Below are 26,303 nucleotides of genomic sequence, written 5' to 3' on the forward strand. Positions count from 1 at the left end.
ATTAAGCCCCAAAAACTACATATGTCAAAAAACCCGGTAATCCTTACCAGGACAACTGGGTCAATCTAACTGATTGTTTTTAAAACGTATTAAGACTCATTAAGACATCTCAATACTAAAATGTGGCTCCTCTGACTGGACTCGAACCAGTGACATACGGATTAACAGTCCGCCGTTCTACCGACTGAACTACAGAGGAATCGTGTGAACGGGGCGCATAGTAATAGCCCCGACGGTGAGTGTCAATTAACGAATCAGGTTTTTGATTCGACTGATTATTTTAGAAACAGTTCGCTGGGTTAGTGCAGCTGACCGGTGGCGTTTTCATCGTCCGGCGAGCTGTCGCGCAGGCGTTTGAGCGGGTCCTGGCGATAGAAGTGACAAAACCGCTGCCACAGCGCCGGGAAACGGGGGGCGAACAGCTCCGGGGCGCTGAAGAAATACTCCGACAGCACAGCAAAGCACTCGGCCGGATCGGTCGCGGCATAGGCATCAATGCTGGCGGCGTTTTCGCCCACGAGGTCGATCTCATCCTGAATATTGTCCATCGCGGCGTGCAGATCGTGCTCCCAGGCGGCGACTTCACGCATCGGGATAAACGGGATCCCGCTTGAGCGGTCGCCGTTGCGGGCGTCGAGCTTGTGCGCCACCTCATGGAAAATCAGGTTGAAGCCCGAGGCGTCAAAGGAGTCCTGAATATCGAGCCAGTTAAGCACGATCGGCCCCTGCTGCCAGCTCTGGCCGGAATGCACCACGCGCTGGCTGTGTACCAGCCCGATGTCGTCTTCCCATTCATCGTCCACCACAAAGGGGGCAGGGTAGATAAGCACTTCATGAAAGCCGTCGAGCCACTCCAGACCCAGCTCCAGCACCGGCAGGCAGAACAACAGGGCGATGCGGGCAGTTTTCAGATCGTCCAGTTCGAAATTTTGCAGCGGAACCAGGCGTTTTTGCTCCACGAAGCGGGTAGCCAGACGGATCAGTTTCTCCTGCTCTTCCGGCGACAGGGGTGCCAGAACCGGGATGGCAAGCGCCTGCTCCCAGGGCAACGCGAGGTGCGGTGAGGATTCGCTAATTTTCCAGGGCCACTTAATCATCGTATTTGCTCGCAACGTCATCACTTGGTCAAAATCGGTCATTTCGGGTCTGTTCATACGCCACAGAACCTGGCATTATGTCGCCCACTGATGCGGAGAGATGCCGGAGCGGCTGAACGGACCGGTCTCGAAAACCGGAGTAGGGGCAACCCTACCGGGGGTTCAAATCCCCCTCTCTCCGCCACTCATTCAAGCAGTTATTTCGTTACATTTCAGTGACAAAAATCCCGTTGAGCGATTTCCGCGCCCCCGCATTCAGACCAAAAACTGTTCTTAATTCTACCGCATCATCCGCTGCGCAACAGGCCGCGATGTGCCTTTTCGGCTTCATCCTGGCGCAACCGTGGGCGGAGTTATTCATGGTGCGGTACTACCTGCGAGGAATTCTGTCGTGTCAGAACACTGGCAGCAACGCTTTGAAGCCTGGTTCAGCGCGCAGCCGCCGTCGAGCGATGCGGCGCACGACCTGGCGCATTTCAGACGTGTCTGGCGCAGCGCGCAGCGCATTATGGCCCAGCAGCAAGCAGACGGCAGGGTAGTGGTAGCCGCCTGCTATTTTCATGACATCGTCAGCCTGCCGAAAAACCATCCTGAACGCCACCTCTCCTCTGCGCTGGCTGCCGAGCGCACCCGCGCTATTCTCAGCGCGGACTTTCCCGATTTTCCCGCCGCGCTTCACGACGCGGTGGCGCACGCTGTGCATGCGCACAGCTTCAGTGCTGGCGTAGCGCCGCGCACCATCGAGGCGAAGATCGTGCAGGATGCCGACCGGCTGGAGTCACTGGGGGCAATCGGTCTGGCGCGGGTGTTTTATGTCTCCGGCATGCTTGGCCGCGAGCTGTTCGACAGTGCGGACCCGCTGGCGGAGCGACGTTCGCTGGATGACAGCCGCTACGCGGTCGATCACTTTCAGCAAAAGCTGCTGAAGCTACCCGCTACCATGCAAACCGCCGGCGGACGCGAGCTGGCGCAGCGCAATGCCGATTTCCTAATCGATTATCTGGCGAAACTGTGCGCTGAACTGAACGGCGACTATGCCTCCAGCGATACCCGCGTGGCGGCGCGGCTGCGGGATTAATGGCACAGGGTGCGGGCAGCCTTCTGTTTTGTGTTAGGCTGTAGAATATTTATTTTTCGGGTCAGGGCGATGCACGATACACAGGCGATTAACGATCAGATGACGCTGCCGGCGAACGATGCCGGTCACGGGGAGCACAGCAGTCTGCTGGCGCAGGTTGCGGCGATCTACGATACCCGGCATCTGCTGGCGACGCTCAACGCGGCGGGGGAACGCAACTGGACGATTGCCCGGCTGAAAAAAGCGCTCCTGACGCCTGAGGCTTTGCCGCTCAGTAGCACAGAGCAGGCCGCATTAGCGCCGCTGGTGCCGCGTCCACCGAAATCGCATCCCGACTATGCGTTCCGCTTTATCGATCTGTTCGCTGGCATCGGCGGGATCCGCAGCGGCTTTGAAGCCATTGGCGGTCAGTGCGTCTTTACCAGCGAGTGGAATAAGCATGCGGTGCGCACCTACAAAGCGAACTGGTACTGCGATCCAAAGCAGCATCACTTTAACGAAGACATCCGCGATGTCACCCTTAGCCACCGGAAAGAGGTGAGCGACAGTGAGGCGGCGGCGCATATTCGCGCCACGGTGCCGCAGCATGACGTGCTGCTGGCGGGCTTTCCCTGTCAGCCTTTTTCACTGGCGGGGGTCTCGAAGAAAAACGCGCTGGGGCGCGCTCACGGCTTCGCCTGCGAAACCCAGGGGACGCTGTTCTTTGACGTGGTGCGCATCATCGATGCCCATCGCCCGGCCATGTTTGTGCTGGAAAACGTTAAGAACCTGAAGAGTCATGATAAAGGCAATACCTTCCGCATCATCATGCAGACGCTGGATGAGCTGGGTTACGAGGTGGCAGACGCCGCCGAGAGCGGGCGCGACGATCCGAAAGTGATCGACGGCAGGCACTTCCTGCCGCAGCATCGCGAGCGCATTGTGCTGGTGGGTTTCCGCCGCGATCTCAATCTGCATCAGGGCTTTACGCTGCGCGACCTGCCGCAGCACTATCCGGCGCAGCGTCCGGCGTTTGGCGAGCTGCTCGACCCGACGGTGAATGCCAAATACATACTCAGCCCGACCCTGTGGGATTATCTCTATCGTTACGCCCTGAAGCACCAGGCGAAAGGCAATGGCTTTGGCTATGGGCTGGTGGATCCGCATAACCCTGCCAGCGTGGCGCGCACGCTGTCGGCGCGCTACTACAAGGACGGCGCAGAAATTCTGGTGGATCGCGGGTGGGATAAAGCCCTGGGTGTGCAGGATTTCCACGATGCCGCTAACCAGCAGCGCCGCCCGCGTCGCCTGACGCCGCGCGAGTGCGCGCGCCTGATGGGCTTCGAAGCGCCGGGGCAGAGCCAGTTCCGTATTCCGGTGTCTGACACCCAGGCCTATCGCCAGTTTGGTAACTCGGTGGTGGTGCCGGCATTTGCGGCAGTGGCGCGCTTACTGTCGGCGCGTATCCGGCAGGCGGTGGCAATGACGCGGGGCGACAAAGCCGATGGCAGACGTACACGACAAAGCGACGCGCAGTAAAAACATGCGCGCTATCGCCACGCGCGATACCGCAATTGAAAAACGCCTTGCCGGGCTGCTTACCACGCTCGGCATTTCCTTCCGGGTGCAGGATGCCGCCCTGGCCGGTCGCCCGGACTTCGTGGTAGACGACTACCAGGCGGTGATCTTCACCCATGGCTGCTTCTGGCATCATCACGACTGCTATCTGTTTAAGGTTCCTGCTACCCGCACCGATTTCTGGCTGGATAAAATCGGCAAAAACGTTGCCCGCGATAAGCGGGATATTGCGCTGCTGCTGGAGCAGGGCTGGCGGGTGCTGGTGGTATGGGAGTGCGCGTTACGCGGGCGGGCGAAGCTCAGTGATGAGGCGCTCAGCGAGCGCCTTGAAGAGTGGATCTGCAGCGGTGGCGTGCGCGCGGATATCGACATTCGCGGCATTCACCTCAGCGACTGAGGTCGCCAGGCTTCTCCGCTTCACACGATGTGATCACCGGTTTCGCCGGAAAGAAATATTTCCCCACCGTTACCAACACCACCGCAAAGATAATCACCCCCAGCGCCAGCCACTCCACGGGAGACAGCACCTCGCCGGCAAAGCCGGTACCGAGCAGCACCGCTACCACCGGGTTGACGTAGGCGTAACTGGTGGCAATCGCCGGGCTGACGTTGCGGATCAGATACATGTAGGCATTGATGGCAATGATCGAGCCAAACACCGCCAGATAACCCACCGCGAGAAAACCGGAGAGCGGCGGCATGGCGGTAAGCGTTTCGCCGGAAATCATCGAGGCGATAAGCAGCACAATACCGGCTGTCAGCATTTCGATGGCCCCCGCCATCATGCCCTGCGGCAGGGTGATGCGTGAGCCGTAGACCGAGCCGAACGCCCAGCTCACCGACCCCACCATGATCAGCAGCGCGCCCCAGGGATTACCGCTCAGGTTGCCGCCGCTGTTGAGCAGCACGATGCCGCAGAGACCGATGGCGATCCCCAGCCACTCGATTCTGCGCGTTTTGATGCCGAAGAAGTAGCTGAAGCACAGGGTGAACAGCGGGACGGTCGCGACGATCACCGCTGCAATGCCCGACGGCACGTGCTGATGTTCCGCCACGGTGACGAACCCGTTACCCACCGCCAGCAGCAGCACGCCAATCAGCGCGGCATTGAGCAGCGGGCGCAGCGGCGGCAGTTTGTGGCCGGTGAGCAGCAGGAAGGCCAGCAGCACCGCACCGGCAGAGAGGAAACGCACCCCGGCCATCATAAACGGCGGCCAGCTTTCGACGCCGATGCGGATAACGAAATAGGTGGAACCCCAGATAATGTAGAGCGCAAAGAGCGATCCAACGAGCGGCAATACTTTTGCGAAACGCATACTCCCTCACGACCAGAAACAAAGAGCCCTTATAGTAATCATCAAAACTATCTGGCGGCGAGCAAATTACTTTAAGGACGACGTTAAACAATTGTTGACAAAGCGTTTACATTTCACGAAGCGCGCTTTTACTCCATACTATGATCTCTGTCACCAAAACAAAGGAAGAAACTGTGGCTGGAAGTAGCTTATTAACCTTGCTGGATGATATCGCCACGCTGCTGGACGATATTTCAATGATGGGGAAGCTGGCGGCAAAAAAAACCGCCGGAGTACTGGGGGATGACCTCTCCCTGAACGCGCAGCAGGTCAGCGGCGTGCGCGCCAATCGCGAGCTGCCCGTGGTATGGCGCGTAGCAGTAGGCTCGTTTTTAAATAAGCTGATCCTCGTTCCGCTGGCATTGATAATCAGCGCGTTTGCGCCCTGGGCTATTACGCCGCTGCTGATGGTGGGCGGCGCGTTCCTCTGCTACGAAGGTGTCGAGAAGGTGATGCACAGCCTGCACGCCCGTAAGCACAAAGAGACGCCGGAACAGCGTCAGCAGCGTCTCGACGAGCTGGCGAAGCAGGACCCGAAGGTGATGGAGCGCGATAAGATCAAAGGCGCCATCCGCACCGACTTTATTCTTTCGGCAGAGATCGTGGCCATCACCCTGGGTATCGTCGCCGACGCGCCGCTACTCAACCAGGTGCTGGTGCTGTCGGGTATCGCCATCCTGGTCACCATAGGGGTGTACGGACTGGTGGGGCTTATCGTGAAGCTCGACGATATCGGCTACTGGCTGTCAGAACGCGCCTCGGCGCTGGCAAAGGCCGTGGGTAAAGGCTTGCTGGTGACGGCCCCGTGGCTGATGAAAGCCCTGTCGGTGCTCGGTACCATAGCTATGTTCCTCGTGGGCGGCGGTATCGTAGTGCACGGCATCGCGCCGCTCCATCATGCCATCGAGCATTTCTCCCACTCTCTGGGCGGGTTTGCCGCGCTGGTGTTGCCAACGCTGCTGAACCTGGTGCTCGGGTTTATTATCGGCGGCATCGTGCTGCTGGGAGTGAAGCTGATCAGCCGTATGCGCGGCAAACCGGCGCACCAGGATTAATCTAATTGTTAGCCGCTGCGCCCAGGCAAAAATCGCGCCTTTTGACTATCCTGAAGAGGTTTTCACCGATGATACCGGAGGCAATGATGAGCTTTGTGGTCAGCGATGAAGTAAAGCGTAAAAATGGTGGTCCGCGTATGGTGGTGACCGGCTACTCAAGCGGCATGGTAGAGTGCCGCTGGTATGATGGTTACGGCGTCCAGCGCGAAGCCTTTCGTGAAGATGAGCTGGTGGCCCAGCGTAACGCAGAGCCGCAGACTGCCTGACACACCCCATTCCCCTCGCGTCCGGCGAGGGGAATTTCATCAACGCTCGCTATTCCCCGCGCATGTCGCGCAATACCTTGATCTGCCTCACGCCGTTTCGGCTGATGCATCGTATCCTCAGCCGGCGTTACGCACGCCAGCGGTGCTTTGCCTCTCAGTGTAATCAGTGGTAATGGCCCGGCGCTGCGTCTACAGTTTACCCATACTAATGTCTAACGGTGCTCGGTCTGGCCGCGCTCTACGACCGGATACAAGGGATGTCGTCACCTGCCGCCGACGGTTACAGGGACGTTACTGAGCCTGTTCAGGGAGTTTTTATGCGTGCAGCGATGATCGCCCGGCGTGAGTTCTGGGGACAACGCCCGATTCGGGTGGTGAATATCTGTTTTCTGGTGGTGTTTATCTGTTCGGTCCTGCTGACCTGGCGCGAGCTGGTAGTGCTTGAGCAGGCTTACGTCGCCTCCCAGCGCAACAGTCTGGATAATGTCGCGACCGGTTTCGACCGCCATCTGCAGTACAGCGTTGATAAGCTGCTGTTTTACCGTAACGCCATGCGTTTTGCGCTGGAAGAGCCGCTGGATACCGATGTGGCGCGCCAGATGCTGCGTGATTTCGCTCAGCAGCGTCGGGAAAGCAGCTGGCAGCTGCTGCAGAATAATACGCGCAGCATGCCGATCAACGGCGTCTCGGACGATTTCGTCAGGCAGAGCCCGTTGCTGAACCGCGATGAGTCCCGGCTGCCCGGAGAGCTGAGCGCAGCCCTTGAGTTTGGCTATCTGATGCACCTTTCGGCTGGGGGCGAAGGCCGGGATATGCAGCAGAGCACCTGGTACACCTCACGCGCTGGCTTCTTTATTGCCAGTGACATTACCCGCGGCACGCCGTCGCTGCTTCCCCGTTACTATCATCAGGTCACCCGCCCCTGGTTTAACGAACACGCCGGGGAGCACCATCGTGCCCGGGGCATCAGCTGGTTTCATCTCTACGATCCGGCGCGACACACCCGCACCGTAACCGCCAGCGTCGCCCTCGACTATCAGCACTACTGGTATGGCGTACTGGCGATGGATTTTCCGCTGCAGACCCTCGACCGCTATTTGCAACGCGTGATTGATGAAGATGAACAGGGCGATATTTACCTGTTTGACAGCCGGCTGCAGATTGTTGCTGCGGCGCAGGATGCGCCCCCGGCGGAGCGGTTATTCGATCCTGTCCAGCAGGCGCAGCTTGCCCATGCTATTGAGCTGGCGGGTGAGGGCGGACTGCGTTTGGATACCCGCTATATCAGCTGGGTAAAACTGAGCAATTTTGATGGCGTGCTGGTCAAGGTGCATACCGTGGAACAGGGAATGCAGGGCGAGTTCGGGAATATCACCGTGGCGCTGATTTTGTTCTGGACGCTGTTTACCGCCATGCTGCTGGTGTCATGGCTGGTGATCCGCCGTATGGTGAACAACATGACCCGGCTGCAGAGTACGCTCACCTGGCAGGCGTGGCACGATCCGCTTACCCGGCTCTACAACCGCGGTGCCTTCTTCGAACGCGCCTGGATGCTGGCGCGCGAGTGTGAACAGCAGCACAAGCCGTACTCGGTGATCCAGTTTGACCTCGACCACTTCAAAAGCATTAACGATCGCTACGGTCACCAGGCAGGGGATAAAGTGCTGAGCCATGCCGCTACCATGCTGGCTACGCTGCTGCGTGACGGGGACATCGCCGGACGCGTCGGCGGGGAGGAGTTTTGCATGCTGCTGCCGGATACTTCGCTGGATGAAGCCGCAAACATCGCAGAGCGCATTCGCGCCCGGCTAAATGCCAGAGAGATTCTGGTAAAACGTCACGGGTCACTGCGGTTCAGCGCCTCGTTCGGGGTGAGCTGCTCGGCTGAGGCAAATAACTATAACTTCGAGCAAGTTGCAGGCCAGCGCCGATGCGCGCCTCTATCAGGCGAAACAGCGCGGGCGCAATCAGGTCTGCGCCCGCTGAGGGTCAGGCGTCAGCAAGAAAATGGTCCAGCCCTTCGCTCCACCCGGCCGGGCCATGCTGTTCCGTGCGGTACACGCGTTCAGGGTTATCCTGCTTCAGAATCACCGGATTGCGGCTGTAGCCCTTCACGATCACGGCGTAGTCAACCGCATCCAGCAGTGGGGCATCGCCAGGGGCATCGCCCAGACCCAGTGTGGTCAGGCTACTCCCGCGCTGCGCCCGGTACTGCTTCATTAGCCAGGCTACTGCCTGGCCTTTACCGCCCTGCTGATCGAGCACGTGCCAGAAGCGGCCGCCTTCAATCAACATCAGCCCGTTCTGTTCCAGCTCGGTGGTAAAGGCTGCCAGCCTGTCATCGCTGTCGCGCCATATGAGGGTTTCCGAAGCCTCCTGCAGCATCGCCAGCGATACGCGCTTCGGCGGCAGACCACTCCACTCGGCCAGCGTATCTTCGTCCACGTCGCTGATGCCGGTGAACTTGTAGCCGTGGGTGTCGCGCAGGCGGCCCAGTAACAGGCGGATTTCTTCATGCCGCGCGCCGGCCAGCAGGCGCGGGTAGTCCGGGTGATCGTTCCAGCTCTCATCCAGCGCGATCACAGCTCCGTTCTCGGCGATAAACGGCTGCCCCTGCAGGCCAAGCTCCTTCTGCAGGGCAATAATCTCTGCCGCGGTTTTACTGCTGCACAGCACCAGGGGAATTTGCTTGCTAGTCAGGCGCGTCAGCCACGCCCGGGCGGCATCCCACTCATGGGTGTTGTGATCCAGCAGCGTGCCGTCGAGATCGGAGAAAATGACTAATGACTCATTTAACGCTGGCATAACGTGCTCTCCTTAAGCAGATGAAAACGGCGGGGCGAAAACGCCCGAGATTAGGATAAATCCCAATTCTTTATTATTGTTGATGGCTCATTTTTGGGAACGTTACCGTTCAGGCCGCAGGGCACAAGGGATGCAGACCCATAGCTAAAAGATATAAGTAAGAAATTGTTATTTACCAATAGAATATATCCTTGTTATTGAAAAAAAATGCGGATATGTTGGTCCCACATCAGATTTCCTGGTGTAACGAATTTTCAAGTGCTTCTTGCAAAAGCAAGTTTCATTCCCGGCCTCCCCGGCCGGGTTTTTTTTGCCTGTCTTCCGGCAGGGCGCTGACCAGACTCATTTCCGGCAGGTGATTTCACCGACGCTGAAATCCCGAATATCCAGCTCAAACGCCTCAGCCAGTTCGCGACAGGTATGATATTCACGCCCGTCCACGCTGACGCGCAGGGGATCGTCGCTGTTTTCAACCCGGCGCACTTCACTTTCGCTTATCTCGTTGATAGCAGCGAGCAGCGCATCAACGTCCACGCTGCTATCGGGATGATCTTTGACAGTTTTCATCAGCACTCCCTCCGGCAAACCCACCTGTAAGTATAGACGTTTACGGGCAGGCAAACGGTCATCGGGGCGGTGCCAGCGCGGCGCTTTTGTTCTACACTGGCACAAAACCAGTAAGAGGAGAGGGGAATGAATGTTAACGATCGCGTCACGGTGAAAACGGACGGCGGGCCGCGCAGGCCTGGCGTGGTGCTGGCGATTGAGGAGTTCAGCGAGGGGACGATGTATTTAGTGTCACTCGAAGACTACCCGCTGGGCATCTGGTTCTTTAATGAAAAGGATCACCCGGACGGCATCTTTGTTGAAAAGGCCTGATGTATTTGCCCCCCGCGTCAGCGGGGGCGAGTAGCTCGCACCGGCAAATCACATTTACTTATCACCGCATGCAGGCGACATCATTGCTTAAAGCCGGTGATAATGTCTGAATTCGGGCCGCAACCCGTTATATTTATTTGGCGTGTAGGGTAAAGAGTGAAATTATCGCATATTTACGAAAATACCATTTGTCACGTTATCCGTAAGACGCACCACGTGATATATGACTTGCTTATTATGCGTTTTAATTTTCCTTTTAATATTTCCTTTATGTGACGATACCGTTTTGGCCTTAATATTCATCTGATCGGAGATCTGAATCGTATCCTGACCCGACATCCACATTTTCAGCATGCTTGATTCAGTGCGGCTTAAAGAGAGTGTAGGGAGATTAATGTTTCCGGTACACTGCATATCTTTGGCCAGATAATCGCCTAATATATTATCCAGCGATTCTGGTTTGATCGATTTCGAGCTAATTAACAGGTTTTTACGTACTAATAAATACTCATCAAAATGAATATTGGCAATTGCCATAAAGACAATAAATAGCGTGTCGGGATGTTGAGTAATGACCTGCTTAATCTGCTCGCTGCTGTCCGGGCAGTGGATAAAACAGTCTTCATTAATGAACACCACATGGGGTTGTCGTCTCTGGCACTCCCCGGCCAGGCCGTCCACACTTTCTACGTCACAAATTTGCCGCTTCTTAACCCCCCGACTGGCTAAATAGCCGGTAAGTCCGAGTCTGGTATAGCTGCATAAATCCATAATAATCGTTGACATAGCAAACCCTCACTAAACGCGTTATCCGTTAAAGCACAACGATATCTACCCTGAGCGCTCACCTGAGTAAGTCTGGCATTCGTCCTGAACGGCACAATACGGGACTCCAAAAATATATCCTGGCGTCTGCACAGAATATATGCTGTAACCAGCGCATTAATTATCGGGTAAGCGAAACGCATCGATAACAAATAACCCTGGTCCTGAGATACATAAGCTGTTTCTTGAGCAGACGACTACACACTCTTCAACTGCAGCGAAGAATGCAAAAAAACAGGGCGAAGACAATCAGGCGAACTCACTATCCCGTAAAGTTACGTATAATTTGCCAGGAATGTTCTCAAAGTAAAGTAAATGTTTAGTTATGTGAAACGGCTTAAAACTATTAATCCGCGCCACGTATATCCTGGAAGGATGTCCTTAATAAAAATTTTAGGATTATCCTCATGATGACAATAATATTATTGTGGGATTGGGGTAGTGGGAATTTCGCTTACCAGATCGGCCAGTAAATCGAAGATTTCACTGAAAAGATGTTCGCAGAAAGGGGCAATTAACGGCATCATCGCCGCCATCACCATAATGCCAACGGTGAGCGTAACCGGGAAACCGATCACGAATACCGACAGCTGCGGTGCCATACGGTTGAGCATGCCAAGCGCCAGGTTCAGCGTCAGCAGCAGGGTGATGAGCGGTAGCGCCAGCATCAACCCGTTGATAAAAATCATACCGCCGGCGCGGGTCAGCGCCAGAAACGCGTTGCTGTTCATCGGCTCGCCGCCGATGGGCAGGGTATGGAACGTGTCCACCAGCAGGGAAATCAGCCACAGATGACCGTTGAAGGTCAGGAACAGCAGCATCGCCAGCATATCCATAAAGCGCGCCAGCACCGGCATGTTGAGTTTCGATGCCGGGTCCACAAAGGTGGCGAACGACAGCCCCATCTGCAAACCAATCAGCTCGCCCGCCATCCTTACCGCAGCAAAAGCAAACTGCATGGTGAACCCCAGCGCTATGCCGATAAGGATCTGCTGTAGCGCCAGCCAGAAGCCCTGAGGCGAGAAGATGGTAACGCCGGTAACCGGCAGGGTCGGGGCAATGATGATGGTAATCATGATCCCCAGCCCGATTTTTACGCGCTTGGGGATCATGCGCTCACTCAGGATGGGCGCGGTGGAGATCAGCGCCAGCACGCGCAGCAGCGGCCAGAAGTAGAGGCTCAGCCAGTGGAGCCATTGATCGCTGGTAACCTGAAACATGCGCGGGGAATTATCCGATGATGTAAGGCAGGCGGGTAAACAGCGTGCGCACGTAGTCGAGCAGCAGGTTCAGCATCCACGGGCCGGCAACGATAATGGCACAGACCACGGCGAGGATTTTCGGAATGAACGACAGCGTCATTTCGTTAATCTGCGTCGCCGCCTGCAAAATACTGATGATAAGGCCGGTGACCAGCGCCACCAGCAGCAGCGGGGCCGCAACAAACAGCGCGACTTTCATCGCTTCTGTTCCCATCATCATCACCGATTCAGGCGTCATTGCGCACCTCGTTAACTGTAGAAACTTTGTGCCAGTGACCCGACCAGCAGCTGCCAGCCGTCAACCAGTACAAACAGCATAAGCTTGAAGGGCAGGGCAATGGTTGCCGGTGGCACCATCATCATACCCAGCGCCATCAGCACGCTGGCGATAACCAGGTCGATGATCAGGAACGGAATAAAAACGGTGAAGCCAATCTGGAATGCGGTTTTCAGTTCGCTGGTGACGTAAGCCGGCAGCAGAATGCGCATCGGCACCGCTTCCGGGCCAGCCATCGGGCCGGCATTCGCCAGGCGGGCAAACAGCGCCAGGTCGGCTTCACGGGTCTGGCGCATCATAAATTCGCGCAGGGGCTGGGCGCCGCGCTCAAGCGCCACGTCCATGGAAATTTTATCTTCAGCAAACGGCTGATAGGCATCGGTATAGATCTTGTCGAACACCGGAGCCATGATGAAAAAGGTCAGAAACAGCGCCAGGCCAAGCATTACCTGGTTTGGCGGTGCCGACGGCGTACCGAGGGCGTTACGCAGCAGGCCGAACACGATAATGATGCGCGTAAAGCTGGTCATCATCAGCAGAATCGCCGGGATAAAGGTCAGCGAGGTGATAAACACCAGCGTCTGCACCGGCAGCGACCAGCTCTGACCGCCGTTGGCCAGCGGCTGGCTAATCAGCCCCGGAAGCTGGGCGAACGCCGCAGGGGCAATGCCCAGCAGCGCGAGCAACGAGAGAGACAACAAGCGACGCATCAGGATCTCCCGTTACGCTTAAGCAGATTTTTCAGTAATGCCTGGAATTCCGGCCCGGCAGGCGCGGACGTGGACGGCGCTTCTTCCGGGGCAGGAGGAAGGGTATGCAGTGTGGTGATCTGCGTCGGCGTGACGCCGAGCACCAGGCGCGCATCCTGCACATCAACAATCACCACCCGCTCACGGGTGCCGACGCTGATGCTGGCGCTGATTTTCAGATCGCGGCTGTTGCCTTTTTTCGGGGTAAAGCCGGCGCGTTTGGCGACCCAGGCCGCGAGCAGAATAAACAGAATAATGACGAGCAGGGCGCCGCTGACCTGCATCAGCGGCGAGCCGGATGACGCGCTGGTCTCCGGCTGTGTCACAGTGGCCTGGGTTTTCATCAATTAACGGCTCAGACGGCGCATACGCTCGGACGGGGTGATGATATCGGTGATGCGCACGCCGTACTTGTCGGCGACCACCACAACTTCACCCTGGGCAATCAGGTAGCCGTTGATAAGAATATCCAGCGGTTCACCGGCCAGACCGTCCAGCGCCACAACCGACCCCTGGGTCAGACGCAGCAGCTCTTTGATGGTCATACGGGTGCGGCCCAGCTCCACGGTCAGCTTGACCGGGATATCCATAATCAGGTCGATATCCTGGAGTGAACCGGCGACATCGCCACCGTCCATCTGACGGAAGATATTATCGGCGCTGCTTTTGCCCGCTGCTTTCTGTTCGCCTAACGCGTCAGCCCACAGATCGTCCACGGAGCCTGCGTTGTCGTCGGACGGATTGTTCATGTCACTCATTTGGGCTGTTCCTCATTCAGCGAATTCAAAATCGGGTTGATCAGATGTTCGACGCGCAGGGCGTATTGTCCATTCATGGTGCCGTACTGGCTGGTCAGTACCGGGACGCCATCGACGTGCGCGATGATGCGGTCCGGTTTCTCCACCGGCAGTACATCGCCAGGCTGGAGCTTCAGGATCTGCGACAGGCGCAGCGGTATATCAGCGAAATGGGCGATCAGCTCCAGTTCGGAGTGCTGTACCTGGCGTACCAGGTTATCGCGCCAGTTCTGGTCCTCGTGGAGGGAGTTCTCCAGCGGCGGGTTGACCAGCACTTCGCGCAGCGGCTCGATCATGCTGAACGGCAGGCAGATGTTGAACTCGCCGGTCAGGTTACCGATCTCTACGTGGAACGGCGTGTTAACCACGATGTCGTTCGGGGAGGTGGTGATATTGGTAAATTTCACCTGCATCTCAGAACGCACGTACTCCACTTCCAGCGGGTTAATCGCCTTCCATGCGTCGCTGTACGCTTCCAGCGCCAGCTTCAGCATGCGGTTGATTACGCGCTGTTCGGTATGGGTAAATTCACGGCCTTCCACTTTGGTCGGGAAGCGACCGTCGCCCCCGAACAGGTTATCCACGGCGATAAACACCAGGCTTGGCGAGAACACGAACAGGCCGGTTCCGCGCAGCGGTTTGAGGTGGATAAGGTTAAGGTTGGTCGGCACCGGCAGGTTACGTGCATATTCGTGGTAAGGCTGAATACGAATGGCACCCACCGTAATATCGGGGCTTCTGCGCAGCAGGTTAAACAGCCCCATACGGAACTGACGGGCGAAACGTTCGTTAATGATCTCCAGTGCCTGCAGGCGCTCGCGCACCACGCGACGTTGCGTATTGGGATCATAGGGTCGAATGTCGCTGTCGCCCGCGGCGCCGGTTTTCGCGGCGTCGCTTTGCTCGCTGTCGCCGTTTAACAGCGCGTCGATTTCGGCCTGAGAAAGAATACTGTCGCCCATGGGTTTACCGCAAAATGAAGGCTGTATACAACACGTCGGTCACCACTTGTTTTGGTTGACCTTCAACCAGCGGTGCCTCAAGCGTCGATTTAATGGCATCGACCAGTTTCTGTTTGCCTTCGTCCGTCGCCAGCGCGTTAGCGTCCTGACGGGAGAACAGCAGCAGCAGACGGCTGCGTACTTCCGGCAGGTACTCGCTGATGCGCATGCGCGTTTCGTCATCTTTCAGGCGCAGCGTAATGCCGATGTACAGCACGCGATCCGCATCACCGAGGTTAACGGTGAAGGTATCGAGCGCGAAAAAGACCGGCGCAGGCGGTGGAACCGGCTCAGCAGCTGCAGTAGCGGCAGCCGCATCCGGATGCTGCTGCATCCGCCAGTAGCTGTAACCTGCGGTGGCGCAGGCTGCGAGAGTGATAAGCACCAGCAACGGCATCCAGATGGAGCGTTTGCGGCCTTTGTTGATAGCGGTGTCAGTCATCTAGTGCGGTCTTCCTGTATCGGTACTGCATATGGGCTGATTATCCCGTGTCTCTCCGCGGTCAAAGCGCGGAAAAGACACGTATAATCGCGCTACCTCTGGCGTTTAGGCGAAGATGTCTACCGCGTTATTACCGCGGGCCGCCGCCTGAAGCGCAGCGGGTGCGCTCAGCACTTCATCCTCGCTGCCCGAGAAACTGAAGCCATTTCCGCGACTTGCCTGCTGCTGCTGTTGGTCAGTCTGCTGGCCGCCAGCGGAACTTTCACTGCTGATACTGCTCTGGCCCAGCTGAATGCCGTTCTCCGCCAGCTGGGTGCGCAGCATCGGCAGCGCTGCTTCCAGCGCTGAACGTACGTGGCTGTGCGGGGAGACCATCTGCAGCTGCGCCTGGTTATCATCAATCTTCAGGCTGATCTGCACGCTACCCAGATCTTCCGGATGCAGACGCAGCTCGGCGCTCTGCTGACCCTGGCGGGTGAACAGGGTGATATGCTGGGATACCGAGGTCTGCCACTCCGGCGTACCCAGCTGCGCATTGATGTGCGGCGCAACAGGGGTAGCGATCTGCGCAGTGGTGGTGTTGACGCTGGCAATGCTGGCCGCCAGCGGCGTCAGGTTATGACTGGCCGGTGACGCGGTAGCGCTGGTATCAGCCTGCACTTTTTCGCCTGCTACCACCGGCTGCACCACCTGGGTGTCTGCCAGCTGCTGGGCAGTGGCCGCCGGCGTTACCGCCGCGGCTGCGCCCGCGCCTTTGCTGTCAGCGGCGGTTGCGCTGGCGGCGGCGGTACGGTTATTCAGGGTGTCGGCGAGGGACGCGCGCGCACCGGAGGTGGTCACGGCGGCAATGCTCTGGCCAGCGGTCGCGGTGCTCAGGGTGGCGCTCTGGGCGGTCGGAACCTGCTGCGGCAGCATGGCGAACAGCGCGCTCAGTGCCGCCATGTCGTCATCAGAAAGCTTTTTATCGCTCTCCAGCGTCGGCTTCTCACCTTTCACATCGGCGGTCTTCACGTTACCGAGCAGCTGACCCAGCGAGGCCAGCGGATCTTCGCCGTCTGTCGCTGCCAGCAGCTCCGCCAGCGGGTTCTCTACTGCGCTGTCGGCGTCGGCATCGGCGGCGTTGACCAGCGCAGCCAGGGCGCTTTGCGGTGCGCCTTTACCGGCCACTTCCGCTTTTAACTCCGCCAGCGTCAACGGCTTGCCGTCGGCACCAGGAATGCCACCCGGCAGGGCCTGGCTCAACAGGGCCAGGAAATCCCCTGCGCTGGCCGGCGCTTTGCCGTTCGCGCCAGTGGCGGCGACGTCGGCGTCGGTAAGCACAATGTTGGGCAACGTAATCATTCGCTTTTCCTCAGTGATGCCCGCTGGGCAAATTCATCCATTTTTTTCTGATCGAGCCGGTTTTCCGCCAGCAGCGCGGCGCTGGTGCGCCGATCCTGCAGGGTCTGCCAGGCCTGAAGTCGTATTTTCTTCTCTTTCCAGAAGTCCAGCGCCTGTTCCACTTTGGTGGCCCACTGCGCCAGCTGGAGGCGATGCTGCTCGATAGCCTTCTCCAGCGTGGAGATAAACTGCTGGTAGTTCTGCCAGCGCTGGCTGCCGATCCCCTGGCTCATATCGCTGTTCAGGTTGTTGCGATATTCAAACTGGTAGTTGATCAGCATATTGAGCTGCTCTTCTGCCTGCTGACAGCAGCGGCGCATTTCGCCCAGCTGCAGCGCGGCATCGTCAACTTCTTTTTCCGCCATGTCTTTCAGCGTATTCAGTGCGCTATGTTGCGTCATCGCCTGTTACTCCCACTTCATCACACCGTCGGGAAGATGCGCTCCAGCGACTGCACGGAGTCTTCCCACCCTGAGCGTTCAAAAATGCCCTGCTGTAAAAAGCCTTCCAGTTCCGGCCACAGCGTGATGGCGCGGTCGAGCAGCGGGTCGCTGCCTTTGGCGTAAGCGCCGACGCTGACCAGGTCGCGGTTGCGCTGGAAACTGGAGAGCAGCTGTTTAAACGTGCGTACCCGCGCGTAATGCGGTTCGCTGATGATGGCGGTCATTACGCGGCTGATAGAGGCTTCAATATCGATAGCCGGGTAGTGGCCGGCTTCCGCCAGACGGCGCGAAAGCACCACGTGACCATCGAGGATGGCGCGCGCCGAGTCGGCGATCGGGTCCTGCTGGTCATCGCCTTCGGTCAGTACCGTATAAAACGCGGTAATCGACCCGCCGCCGTGAATGCCGTTCCCGGCACGTTCCACCAGCGCCGGCAGCTTGGCAAATACCGAAGGCGGATAGCCTTTGGTGGCCGGCGGCTCGCCGATAGCCAGCGCAATCTCACGCTGCGCCATCGCGTAGCGGGTGAGGGAGTCCATGATCAGCAGCACGTGCTGACCGCGGTCGCGGAAATCTTCGGCGATGCGGGTGGCGTAAGCAGCACCCTGCATACGCAGCAGCGGCGAGACGTCCGCCGGGGCGGCAATCACCACCGAACGCGCGCGGCCCTCGGCGCCGAGAATGTTTTCAATAAAATCTTTTACTTCGCGGCCACGCTCGCCGATAAGCCCGACCACAATCACGTCGGCTTTGGTGTAGCGCGCCATCATGCCGAGCAGCACGGATTTCCCGACGCCGGAACCGGCGAACAGGCCCATACGCTGCCCGCGACCGACGGTCAGCAGGGCGTTAATCGGACGTACGCCGACATCCAGCACGTCGGTGATTTCGGTACGTTGCAGCGGGTTAAACGGGGCTGTGACCAGCGCGCCGGTCTCTTTGGTGTCAGGTGCCGGCAGGCCGTCGAGGGGTTTACCCGCCCCGTCCAGCACGCGGCCAAGCAGGGCAGGGCCGAGCGGCAGCTGTTTACCGCTCTGCATACCGTCGCCGTTACCGGTGCGGGCGTAGACGCGCGCGCCAGGCAGCACGCCTTCCACCTCTTCAAGCGGCATCAGAAACAGCTTGTGGCCGTTAAAACCGACCACTTCCGTTTCGACTTCTTTAAGCTGTTCCCCGTCCTGACGTTCGATGATGCAGGTGGCACCCAGCGGGAGCTGCAGACCGGTGGCTTCCAGCACCAGACCGGTAGCACGCGTCAGCCTGCCGTAGCGGCGCAGCGCCGGGAGCTGCGTCATGCGCGCTTCGAAATTATCAAGCGTGTTGAGCCAGCGGGTCAGACGTGCGGTCATCACACCACTCCTGGTGCGGCGAGGCGGCACAGTTCCTGCCAGCGCGTCGCCACGCTGGCATCAAGATCGCCTTCGTCAGCCGAGACTTTGCAGCCACCCTGGTGCAGGGTCGGGTCGCCGCGCAGCCGCCAGCCGTGCAGGCTGAGGGTCGCGCCGAGCATCTCTTCCACGCGCTGCAGGTCGTCCGGATGGACGCGCAGAATAGGTTTGCCGCTGAACAGCGGTTCCTGCTGCAATAGCAGCTGGATCTGCTTAATCAGCGCATTGTTATCGACGCTTGGGGTATGGCCAATCACCTGACGCGCGGCTTCCAGCGCCATCTGCATCAGGCGTGAGGCGATAACGCTGTCCAGTGCATCCAGGGTGTACTGGAATTCGCTCACCAGCTGCTGCATGCGGGCATGAACCGGCGCCTGCTGCTGGCGCGCCTCGTTCAGACCCTGCTCCAGCCCCTGGGCAAAACCCTCTTTACGTCCCTGTTCCACACCCTGTACGCGGCCATCTTCATGCCCGGCGGCAAAACCCTGTTCGCGGGCCTGGGCCTGCATCAGGGCCAGAGTCTGCTGCAGGTCCGGCTCCGGGATCTCGCCGTCATCCAGACCGCTGACTTCCACCGGCTCCGGCAGTTCAAAGCTCTGCGCAGGGGAGAGGTCTTCCGGTGACCACGGCTGCCACGGCAGTTGATTAGACATAGGTATCCTCGCCGCTGCCAATCACCATCTCGCCGGTCTCCGCCAGACGGCGGACGATGAGCAGGATAGCTTTCTGTTCGTTTTCCACCTGAGACAGACGCACCGGGCCACGGTTGGCAAGGTCGTCGCGCAGGATGTCTGCTGCACGCTGGGACATGTTGCGCAGGAACTTCTCGCGCAGCGGGGCTTCGGCACCTTTCAGCGCCACCAGCAGCGATTCGGACTCCACTTCCTGGAGCAGGCGCTGGATGCTGCGGTCGTCCACTTCCACGAGGTTTTCGAACAGGAACATCTCGTCGATGATTTTCTGCGCCAGCTCGCCGTCGAACTCGCGAACCGCGGTGATAACCGCTTCTTCCTGCTGGGTCTTCATCAGGTTGATGATTTCCGCTGCGGTTCTCACGCCGCCCATTTTGCTGCGCTTGAGGTTCTGGCCGTCGAGCAGGTTGTTGAGCACTTCGGTCAGCTCCGCCAGGGCGGCTGGCTGCACGCCGCCGAAGGTGGCGATACGCAGCATCACGTCGTTACGCAGACGCTCGTCGAACAGCGCCAGGATATCGGCAGCCTGGCCACGCTTGAGGTGAACCAGGATGGTAGCGATGATCTGCGGGTGTTCGTCGCGAATAAGGTCGGCGGCGCTCTGCGGCTCCATGAAGTTGAGCGTCTCCATGCCGGTCGTCGTCTCTTTCGATTCGAGGATGTCTTCCAGCAGGCTGGAGGCGCGCTCTTCGCCCAGCGCCTTCACCAGCACCGAACGCAGGTAGTCGTTGGCGTTGATGCTCAGCGCCGCGAACTGCTCTGCTTCCTGCTCGAATTCAGCCAGCACTTCGGTCAGCTGTTTGTTCGAGATCTGGCGCACGTTGGCCATCGCAGCACTCAGGTGCTGCACTTCGCGCGGGGCGAGGTGTTTGAACACCTCTGCCGCACGATCTTCACCGATGGTCATCAGCAGGATGGCGCTTTTATCGGTTCCTGTCAGGGGGCTGGTGCTACTCATAGTTCGTTACTCATCCACTGGCGGATGACCAGCGCTACCACGCGCGGGTCGTTATCAGACATGTCACGAATACGTTGACTCATCACTTCGGCGCTCAGGCGCTGGTTGGTGCGGCGCTGCTGGGTCTGCTCGTCTTTGCTGAGGCTGACTTCGACGGACTCGGCCATCTCTTTACGCTCGCGCTCCGCTTCCACTGCCATGCGTGCGGCTTCTTCGCGACGCTGGATCATTGGACGGATACCTTTACGCCACAGCAGCCATGCCACCAGCAGGACAATCAGCCAGCGACCCGCAGAGAGCATCTGGTCGATGAAGGACTGCTGCTGCCAGAACGGCAGTTCGCCACCGGTCTCATCCGTTGCGGTGAACGGTGAGTTGACCACGTTCAGGGTATCGCCGCGCTTCTCGGTGAAGCCCATCGCTTCGCGGGTCAGATCTTCAATCTGTTTGATCTGTTCTGCGGTCAGCGGCAGCGGTTTGCCATCTTCCAGCGCACGGTAGTTCACCACCACGGCGACAGAAAGACGCTGAATGTCGCCTACGTTCTGTTTGGTGTGGCGAATGGTGCGGTCCAGCTCGTAGTTGGTGGTTGAGTCGTTAGACGAGTTACGCGGTGCAGAGGTATTCGCCGTGGTGGTCTGCTGACCATTCTGGTTGTTCTGACCATTCTGCCCGTTCTGGTTATTCTGATTCGCCGCCGGGGCATCAATCGGTGCGTTGTTTGCCGGTGCCGGCTGGTTAGACAGCGCGCCCGGAACGCCACCCGGATACGGACCGCCAACCTGCTCGCTGGTGTTCAGCTGACGGGAGCGAATGGCTGCCTGAGACGGATCGCCGTTTGGACGATACTGCTCTTCGGTCTGCTCTTTGGTGGCGAAGTCAATCTGCGCGGTGACCTGGGCGTGGACGTTACCGTTCCCAACAATCGGGCCGAGGATCGATTCGATACGACGCTGGATGCGGCCTTCGACGTCGCTGGCGTACTTCAGCTGGGCGTCGTTCAGGTCGCGACCGTTGGTTTCAGATTTGGTCAGCAGGTGACCGCCCTGATCCACCAGGGTTACGTTGCCCGGCGGCAGGCCGGCGACGGCGCTGGATACCATGTGCACCACGGCGCTGATCTGGCCTTCATCCAGCGCGCGGCCGGGTTCCAGATTCAGGGTGACCGAGGCGGACGGTGATTTCTGCTCGCGCACGAACAGCGACGGTTTCGGCATGGCAAGGTGCACGCGGGCGCTCTTCACCGGACCGAGAGTCTCGATAGTGCGGGCCAGCTCACCTTCCAGCGCGCGCTGGTAGTTCACCTGCTCACTGAACTGGCTGATGCCGAACTTCTCCTGATCGAGCAGTTCAAAACCAACCGCGCCGCCTTTCGGCAATCCCTGACCGGCAAGGCGCAGACGCAGCTCATGCACTTTATCGGCAGGCACCATAATGGCGCTGCCGTTATCAGAGAAGCGGTAGGGGATGTTCATCTGCGTCAGTTGGGTGACGATGGCCCCGCCATCCTGATCCGTCAGGTTGCTATAGAGGGTGCGATAGTCTGGGGTTTTGGCCCATAAAACCAGCGCGATAACAATCGCGACGGCAGCAGCTGCGGCCACCATTAACGGGATTTTAGGGTTAGCGCGTAAGCGGTTCAGCCACTCGACAGGTTTGTTTTGTGAGGGTTGAGCTGTAGCTGCGGCGTTCATTGCTTACCTCGCGGCTCTGCGTTAACTGAATGTTTCGTGTAATGAAGCAAGACGGACTCCCGGGTCGGCAAACACGACAAAAGTTCCATAATGATGGCTGTGCCATTATTTGATGATTCCGGATTTTCTATGGCTCAAATAGCTCGATTTTTTGCGGCTATTTAACGCCTTTATCTCATTGACAAGCTGGTATTCTCATCCCGGTAAAAAAATATCCAGGGGATTACCATGGCAATACAGGGTATTGAAGGCGTTCTTCAGCAGCTGCAGGCCACCGCAGGCGTAGCGCGCAACCAGGCCGTAGAAGCACAGCCGGCGGTGAGCTTTGCCGGTGAGTTACAGGCCGCGCTGGGCCGTATCAGCGAGGCGTCCACCACGGCGCGTACTCAGGCGGAGAATTTCGCGATGGGTAAACCGGGGGTAGCGCTGAATGATGTGATGGTCGATCTGCAAAAATCATCCGTCTCTCTGCAGATGGGTATTCAGGTGCGCAATAAACTGATCACTGCGTACCAGGACATCATGAGCATGCAGGTGTAGTATCCGACGTTCTCACGTCCGTTTTTAGCACGGCGTGGGCAGCGGGCCGGTGCGGCAGAGCAGGGGGTGGTTCCATATGCTCGCCGCCGCGCAGGCTGGCAACCTGAGGCAGGCGATTGCTGCGCTCAGGGCCCACGGCGGTTAATCTTTGCGTTGTTCATCTCCGGTGCGGTTCAGCACCTTATTCATATTTATTCCCGTCACGTTAAATCCGCAGGCGTCATAGACCCGTCTGGCCGCTGTATTGTGCGCCGCGACGCGCAACATCATCTGGGTATAGCCTTCGGCCGCCAGCTGCGTCTCCAGCTGATGCAGGGCCGCTTTGCCGAAACCCTGACCGCGGCAATGCGCAAACAAGAAGAAATCGCAGATGAAGACCGAACGCATGATCGGATCGGGTTTGTACCACAGGTAGCCGATGGACTGGCTGCTCTCCCCATCCGCCGCAAGAATATGCACCAGTTGCTGGCCCGCCGTGCCGGGGCCATCCGGGAAACTCAGTTCGACGTCCCGGGCTGCCTGGCGCTGCGCCTCTCCGGGAGTGAGGCGGTAGTTTTCAACAATTTCCCGCGCATAGTCGGAGATAAAATAGTCCCGCCAGGCGGGGAAGTCCGCAGCGGTCAAGGGGCGAAAAGCGATCATAGAGGCGTCCTGATAAAAGCGTGCGTAGCGGATGACGATAGCAGGGCTTGCGCAGCGGGTACAGTCGCTAAGTGGTTCAACAACCAGCGCTTATCACGGCTGGCACCCGTGCGGCTTTGATGCCAGAATAGGTTTTTTCGCCCCTGACAGGATTGATGATGAAAAACGTTGCACTCGTAGCGGCACTGCTGGCCCTGAGCGGCTGTGTGCAGGTCGATGATTACACTGCCGTGGTAAAAACCCCGGCACCGGCGGATCTGGTGGGCAACTGGCAGTCGAAAGGGCCACAAAGCTCGCTGGTCAGCCCGGAAGCGATCGGTTCGCTTATCATTACCGCTGAAGGCGATACCCTTGACTGTCGCCAGTGGCAGCGGGTGATTGCCCTACCGGGCAAGCTGACGCTGCGTTCCGGAACGCTGTATAACGTCACGGCTAAACGTGAGATCTATGACATCGAACGCGAAGGCAGCACGCTTGAGTATGACGGTATGACGCTTGAGAAAGTGGATCGACCGACCCAGGAGTGTGCGGATTATCTGGCGAAGAACCCGCTCAACGGCGTGACGCCGTAATCCCGCTCCAGAAGTCAGTCAGTGTGACTTCTGGAGTATGACGAAAACATGATAAGCGGGCGTTTATTGATTAAAATCGTGCGGGAAAAGGATATTGCCCGACAGCTTGCCATAGGTGGTGGAGACGGACTTCTGCCGGCCGGTCTGATCGATAAGCTCACGTAGCTCATCCATACGCTGCTGCAGCAGGGTACGCAGTTCAGCTTCATTGCCCAGCACTTTCGTCAGCAGCTGGCGTGCCTGTTCCTGATGAACGATGTTGCCCGGCGAGACGGGGTTACGCGCGATGGTTTCTACCAGGGTAACGTATTTGACTTCCTGTTCAATCAGCTCATCCCATTTCCCGGAGTGAGCCAGGTTGAGCATGGTATTGCTTAATGCGTGTAGTGCGTGCCAGTTGTTGAGGGATGAGAGGAGGTCATTCATCAGATCGAATCCTGGAAAGTAGGTGAACCTGCGCCGATCTGTTTCCAGGCGTCAGCAATATTAGATAGCAGGGCTTCCACTTCGCTGATGGCATCAACGTCATTGCGCAAATTGGCCTGCAACAGTCGTCGCACCATGTATTCATAAAGTGAAGCAAGGTTCTGCGACAGCTCGCCACCGGCTTCCATATCGAGCCCGGCTTTTAACCCGTTATCAATAATGTTGATGGCTTTCGACAGGGCTTCGCCTTTCTCCGCCATCTGACCTGCTTCCAGGAACAGGCGTGCGCGAACAAGGGCACTGTGTGCCCCGTCGAACAACATTACGATCAACTGGTGTGGGCTCGCACTCATTACCGCACTTTCCACTCCTACCTTCTGATAGGACTGAACACCAGAGTTGTTGTACATATCTAATCCTTAACTACTGCTTTTTGAGAACTGCTGCGTGAGATAATTAGCGGTATTCGTCATCTTGGTCATCATCACGTCCAGGTTGGTGAACTGCGTTTTATAACGGGCCATGGTGGCATCAATTGAAACTTCCATCGCGTCGTAGCGTTCACCCAGGGTTTTCAACGTCTTGTTGATACCGTCTTTGGCTGTCTGAATCACACCGGTTTTGCCCGCGCTGGTGCTCAGCATATCGGTCAGGGTGTTGTTCATTTTGGTCGCCAGACCGGTGGTTTTACCGTCGCCGATAAAGTAGGCCTGCACCGCTGCCGGGTTTTCGGACAGCTGCTTGTTCAGCTTGTCAGAATCAATCTTCAGGGTGCCCATGGTGCCTTCACTGCCCTTGGCGGTATCCTGGGTGATGCCCAGCTGCGCCATGATCTGCACGGAACCCGCCTGAATGTCGGTCAGCATGCCGCGCAGCTGCGACTGAATGCCGCGCACGTTGCCGTCGCCAACCAGCGCGCCGTTGCTGTTGGACTGCGCGTCGGTGCCTTTATCCACTGCCACGTATTTAGTCACAGAGCTGATGGTGGCCTGCAGTGAGTTATAGGCGCTGACCCAGTCGGTAATCGCTTTCTTGTTGGCGTCGGTGGCGCGGGTAACGTCCAGCGTCTCGTCGGCTTTGCTTTCCGCTTTCACGGTAAAGGTGACGCCCGGCAAGGCATCGGAAATGGTGTTGCTCTGACGTTCGATTTCCACGTCGTTCACCACCACAATGGCGTTCTTCGCCGCGGTCTGCTGAGAGAGTGCGCCGGTGCCGGTCGCGGAGTCGTAACCAATGGCGCTCTGCAGCTTCGCATCACCGGTGACGGTGACGGTCATGGCGCTTTCGGTGCCGGTGGTTTTTGAGGTCAGCATCAGACGGTAGTCGCCATCGTTTGCTTTAATGATGCTGGCGCTGACGTTGCCGTTCGCTTTGTTAATGGCGCTGGCGATCCCGGTCAGGGAGGTATCGGCGTCAGACAGCTGAACCTCCAGCGGCTTTTCAGTACCCGGCTGGCTGATGGTAATGGTGCGCGACGCCCCGGTGATGCCACCGAGCTTTTCGGTATTGCTGGCAATCGAACCGGTGGTCAGCACCTGGGCTTTTGCCACCTGGTTTACGTTGACGGTGAAGCTACCGACGGACGCATCGGACGTAGTCGTCGCGGTAAAAGCGGTGTTAGTGCTGCTGACGGAGGTGGAATTCCAGGTGGCCGCTTTACCCAGCGCCGCCGTGGCGGTCTGCAAGCTGGTCATCGCGCTCTGCAGTTTGCCGTAAGCGCTCAGCTGCGCATTATAGTTGGTCTGCTGAGTGGTAATGGTGGTCAGCTTGGTTCTTTCTGCGGTTTCTAACTGATCGTACAGATCCCCGAGTCCGGCAGAGCCTATCCCGAGATTACTGATAGTAGCCATGCATGTTTTCCTTAAAATACGATAGTAGTTCAGGACTCTATATCGGCGACCGATGACGAAAGTTTACGGCCAGGCAAAAAAAATAATCCGTGGAATAGCCAGGCGCTTCGCGTGTATTTAGGTCGATTGGTCAAAAGCGGCAACGGAAATAACGGGAGGCAGAGCAGGGGAGGCGCAAACGCGATCTAATAATAAGGAAGAAACCGGCGCTGATGAAAAATCTGACGTGGCCGCAAAGAGTTGAATTAAATAGCGAGTTAAAAAACAGCTTGG

Annotated in this window: 30 protein-coding genes, 2 tRNA genes and 1 pseudogene; 10 read left to right on the plus strand and 23 right to left on the minus strand. The window is 58.0% G+C overall.

Features of this window, described 5'->3' with window-relative positions:
• Positions 1–123: 123 nt before the first annotated feature.
• Both ET34_RS0108080 and mtfA read right to left on the minus strand, forming a co-directional pair.
• A tRNA-Asn gene (locus tag ET34_RS0108080) sits at positions 124–199 on the minus strand.
• A 100-nt stretch (positions 200–299) separates the two neighbouring features.
• Entirely contained in the window at positions 300–1,097 is a 798-nt protein-coding gene (gene mtfA / locus ET34_RS0108085) for a DgsA anti-repressor MtfA (protein ID WP_031521032.1), read from the minus strand.
• Positions 1,098–1,191: 94 nt separating this feature from the next.
• On the opposite strand from mtfA, the gene ET34_RS0108090 reads away from it, so the two are divergent.
• From ET34_RS0108090 to ET34_RS0108105, 4 genes are all read left to right on the plus strand, one after another.
• Positions 1,192–1,281, plus strand: a tRNA-Ser gene (locus ET34_RS0108090).
• 207 nt (positions 1,282–1,488) lie between these two features.
• Positions 1,489–2,175, plus strand: coding sequence for a phosphohydrolase (locus ET34_RS0108095; RefSeq protein ID WP_031521033.1), 687 nt, complete (start codon positions 1,489–1,491; stop codon positions 2,173–2,175).
• 69 nt (positions 2,176–2,244) lie between these two features.
• Positions 2,245–3,693 carry a DNA cytosine methyltransferase gene (locus tag ET34_RS0108100; protein WP_031521035.1) on the plus strand — a complete coding sequence of 483 codons (1,449 nt, stop codon included), beginning with the start codon at positions 2,245–2,247 and terminating at the stop codon, positions 3,691–3,693.
• Positions 3,659–4,129, plus strand: coding sequence for a very short patch repair endonuclease (locus ET34_RS0108105; RefSeq protein WP_031521036.1), 471 nt, complete (start codon positions 3,659–3,661; stop codon positions 4,127–4,129). Before ET34_RS0108100 ends, ET34_RS0108105 begins: the two co-directional genes overlap by 35 nt.
• On the opposite strand, the gene yedA is transcribed toward ET34_RS0108105, so the two are convergent.
• Positions 4,119–5,048 carry a drug/metabolite exporter YedA gene (gene yedA, locus ET34_RS0108110; protein WP_031521038.1) on the minus strand — a complete coding sequence of 310 codons (930 nt, stop codon included), beginning with the start codon at positions 5,046–5,048 and terminating at the stop codon, positions 4,119–4,121. The two genes, ET34_RS0108105 and yedA, sit on opposite strands and share 11 nt — an antisense overlap.
• Before the next feature lie 173 nt (positions 5,049–5,221).
• Here yedA and ET34_RS0108115 point away from each other — a divergent pair, with 173 nt between their 5' ends.
• The 3 genes and pseudogenes from ET34_RS0108115 to dgcQ all read left to right on the plus strand — a co-directional run.
• Positions 5,222–6,142, plus strand: coding sequence for a DUF808 domain-containing protein (locus tag ET34_RS0108115; RefSeq protein WP_031521039.1), 921 nt, complete (start codon positions 5,222–5,224; stop codon positions 6,140–6,142).
• An 86-nt stretch (positions 6,143–6,228) separates the two neighbouring features.
• Positions 6,229–6,408, plus strand: a complete 180-nt coding sequence (locus tag ET34_RS0108120; protein ID WP_031521041.1) for a YodC family protein — start codon at positions 6,229–6,231, stop codon at positions 6,406–6,408.
• A gap of 329 nt (positions 6,409–6,737) precedes the next feature.
• Positions 6,738–8,267 (plus strand): annotated as a pseudogene (dgcQ, locus tag ET34_RS20905) (cellulose biosynthesis regulator diguanylate cyclase DgcQ); the annotation flags it as partial.
• Positions 8,268–8,397: 130 nt separating this feature from the next.
• Here dgcQ and ET34_RS0108130 read toward each other — a convergent pair.
• Positions 8,398–9,213 carry a mannosyl-3-phosphoglycerate phosphatase-related protein gene (locus ET34_RS0108130; RefSeq protein ID WP_031521043.1) on the minus strand — a complete coding sequence of 272 codons (816 nt, stop codon included), beginning with the start codon at positions 9,211–9,213 and terminating at the stop codon, positions 8,398–8,400.
• A gap of 342 nt (positions 9,214–9,555) precedes the next feature.
• Positions 9,556–9,780: a YodD family peroxide/acid resistance protein gene (gene yodD / locus ET34_RS0108135; RefSeq protein ID WP_031521045.1), complete on the minus strand. Its 225-nt coding sequence runs from the start codon at positions 9,778–9,780 to the stop codon at positions 9,556–9,558.
• Positions 9,781–9,906: 126 nt separating this feature from the next.
• Here yodD and dsrB point away from each other — a divergent pair, with 126 nt between their 5' ends.
• Positions 9,907–10,092, plus strand: a complete 186-nt coding sequence (gene dsrB, locus ET34_RS0108140; RefSeq protein ID WP_031521046.1) for a protein DsrB — start codon at positions 9,907–9,909, stop codon at positions 10,090–10,092.
• A gap of 162 nt (positions 10,093–10,254) precedes the next feature.
• Here dsrB and rcsA read toward each other — a convergent pair whose 3' ends face one another.
• The 14 genes from rcsA to fliF form a co-directional block, all read right to left on the minus strand.
• Positions 10,255–10,878, minus strand: a complete 624-nt coding sequence (gene rcsA, locus ET34_RS0108145; RefSeq protein WP_031521048.1) for a transcriptional regulator RcsA — start codon at positions 10,876–10,878, stop codon at positions 10,255–10,257.
• 461 nt (positions 10,879–11,339) lie between these two features.
• A complete protein-coding gene (gene fliR / locus ET34_RS0108150; protein ID WP_031521050.1) occupies positions 11,340–12,137 on the minus strand; it encodes a flagellar biosynthetic protein FliR in 798 nt (265 codons plus the stop codon).
• 10 nt (positions 12,138–12,147) lie between these two features.
• Positions 12,148–12,417 (minus strand): flagellar biosynthesis protein FliQ, encoded by a 270-nt coding sequence (gene fliQ, locus ET34_RS0108155; RefSeq protein ID WP_031521051.1) that lies wholly within the window; start codon positions 12,415–12,417, stop codon positions 12,148–12,150.
• Positions 12,418–12,428: 11 nt separating this feature from the next.
• Positions 12,429–13,166 (minus strand): flagellar type III secretion system pore protein FliP, encoded by a 738-nt coding sequence (gene fliP / locus ET34_RS0108160; RefSeq protein ID WP_031521053.1) that lies wholly within the window; start codon positions 13,164–13,166, stop codon positions 12,429–12,431.
• Positions 13,166–13,549: a flagellar biosynthetic protein FliO gene (fliO, locus tag ET34_RS0108165; protein WP_031521055.1), complete on the minus strand. Its 384-nt coding sequence runs from the start codon at positions 13,547–13,549 to the stop codon at positions 13,166–13,168. The genes fliP and fliO overlap by 1 nt, the downstream gene beginning before the upstream one ends.
• A gap of 3 nt (positions 13,550–13,552) precedes the next feature.
• Positions 13,553–13,963 carry a flagellar motor switch protein FliN gene (gene fliN, locus ET34_RS0108170; protein ID WP_031521057.1) on the minus strand — a complete coding sequence of 137 codons (411 nt, stop codon included), beginning with the start codon at positions 13,961–13,963 and terminating at the stop codon, positions 13,553–13,555.
• Positions 13,960–14,964 (minus strand): flagellar motor switch protein FliM, encoded by a 1,005-nt coding sequence (gene fliM / locus ET34_RS0108175; RefSeq protein ID WP_031521059.1) that lies wholly within the window; start codon positions 14,962–14,964, stop codon positions 13,960–13,962. The genes fliN and fliM overlap by 4 nt, the downstream gene beginning before the upstream one ends.
• 4 nt (positions 14,965–14,968) lie before the next feature.
• Positions 14,969–15,445, minus strand: a complete 477-nt coding sequence (gene fliL / locus ET34_RS0108180; protein WP_031521060.1) for a flagellar basal body-associated protein FliL — start codon at positions 15,443–15,445, stop codon at positions 14,969–14,971.
• Between the two features lie 105 nt (positions 15,446–15,550).
• Complete coding sequence (locus ET34_RS0108185; RefSeq protein WP_031521062.1) at positions 15,551–16,786, minus strand: flagellar hook-length control protein FliK; 1,236 nt, start codon at positions 16,784–16,786, stop codon at positions 15,551–15,553.
• On the minus strand, positions 16,783–17,226 hold the full coding sequence (gene fliJ / locus ET34_RS0108190; RefSeq protein WP_031521064.1) for a flagellar export protein FliJ: 444 nt from the start codon (positions 17,224–17,226) through the stop codon (positions 16,783–16,785). Before fliJ ends, ET34_RS0108185 begins: the two co-directional genes overlap by 4 nt.
• 20 nt (positions 17,227–17,246) lie before the next feature.
• Positions 17,247–18,617 carry a flagellar protein export ATPase FliI gene (gene fliI / locus ET34_RS0108195; protein WP_031521065.1) on the minus strand — a complete coding sequence of 457 codons (1,371 nt, stop codon included), beginning with the start codon at positions 18,615–18,617 and terminating at the stop codon, positions 17,247–17,249.
• A complete protein-coding gene (fliH, locus tag ET34_RS0108200) occupies positions 18,617–19,309 on the minus strand; it encodes a flagellar assembly protein FliH (protein WP_031521067.1) in 693 nt (230 codons plus the stop codon). The genes fliI and fliH overlap by 1 nt, the downstream gene beginning before the upstream one ends.
• Positions 19,302–20,306, minus strand: coding sequence for a flagellar motor switch protein FliG (fliG, locus tag ET34_RS0108205; RefSeq protein WP_031521069.1), 1,005 nt, complete (start codon positions 20,304–20,306; stop codon positions 19,302–19,304). The genes fliH and fliG overlap by 8 nt, the downstream gene beginning before the upstream one ends.
• On the minus strand, positions 20,303–22,000 hold the full coding sequence (gene fliF / locus ET34_RS0108210) for a flagellar basal-body MS-ring/collar protein FliF (RefSeq protein ID WP_031521071.1): 1,698 nt from the start codon (positions 21,998–22,000) through the stop codon (positions 20,303–20,305). The genes fliG and fliF overlap by 4 nt, the downstream gene beginning before the upstream one ends.
• A gap of 228 nt (positions 22,001–22,228) precedes the next feature.
• On the opposite strand from fliF, the gene fliE reads away from it, so the two are divergent.
• Positions 22,229–22,540, plus strand: a complete 312-nt coding sequence (gene fliE, locus ET34_RS0108215) for a flagellar hook-basal body complex protein FliE (RefSeq protein ID WP_031521073.1) — start codon at positions 22,229–22,231, stop codon at positions 22,538–22,540.
• Positions 22,541–22,681: 141 nt separating this feature from the next.
• On the opposite strand, the gene ET34_RS0108220 is transcribed toward fliE, so the two are convergent.
• Positions 22,682–23,182, minus strand: a complete 501-nt coding sequence (locus ET34_RS0108220; RefSeq protein ID WP_031521075.1) for a GNAT family N-acetyltransferase — start codon at positions 23,180–23,182, stop codon at positions 22,682–22,684.
• Between the two features lie 158 nt (positions 23,183–23,340).
• On the opposite strand from ET34_RS0108220, the gene yedD reads away from it, so the two are divergent.
• Positions 23,341–23,754, plus strand: coding sequence for a lipoprotein YedD (gene yedD / locus ET34_RS0108225; protein ID WP_031521077.1), 414 nt, complete (start codon positions 23,341–23,343; stop codon positions 23,752–23,754).
• A gap of 63 nt (positions 23,755–23,817) precedes the next feature.
• Here the strand turns inward: yedD and fliT are convergent, their stop codons facing one another.
• Genes fliT through fliD form a run of 3 tightly spaced genes read right to left on the minus strand, consistent with a single transcriptional unit; the run spans position 23,818 to position 26,030 of the window.
• Complete coding sequence (fliT, locus tag ET34_RS0108230) at positions 23,818–24,180, minus strand: flagella biosynthesis regulatory protein FliT (RefSeq protein ID WP_031521079.1); 363 nt, start codon at positions 24,178–24,180, stop codon at positions 23,818–23,820.
• Positions 24,180–24,590, minus strand: coding sequence for a flagellar export chaperone FliS (gene fliS, locus ET34_RS0108235; RefSeq protein ID WP_031521081.1), 411 nt, complete (start codon positions 24,588–24,590; stop codon positions 24,180–24,182). Before fliS ends, fliT begins: the two co-directional genes overlap by 1 nt.
• A gap of 9 nt (positions 24,591–24,599) precedes the next feature.
• Positions 24,600–26,030 (minus strand): flagellar filament capping protein FliD, encoded by a 1,431-nt coding sequence (gene fliD / locus ET34_RS0108240; RefSeq protein WP_031521083.1) that lies wholly within the window; start codon positions 26,028–26,030, stop codon positions 24,600–24,602.
• Positions 26,031–26,303 lie beyond the last annotated feature (273 nt).

The organism is Siccibacter colletis (assembly GCF_000696575.1).
Lineage (GTDB): Bacteria > Pseudomonadota > Gammaproteobacteria > Enterobacterales > Enterobacteriaceae > Siccibacter > Siccibacter colletis.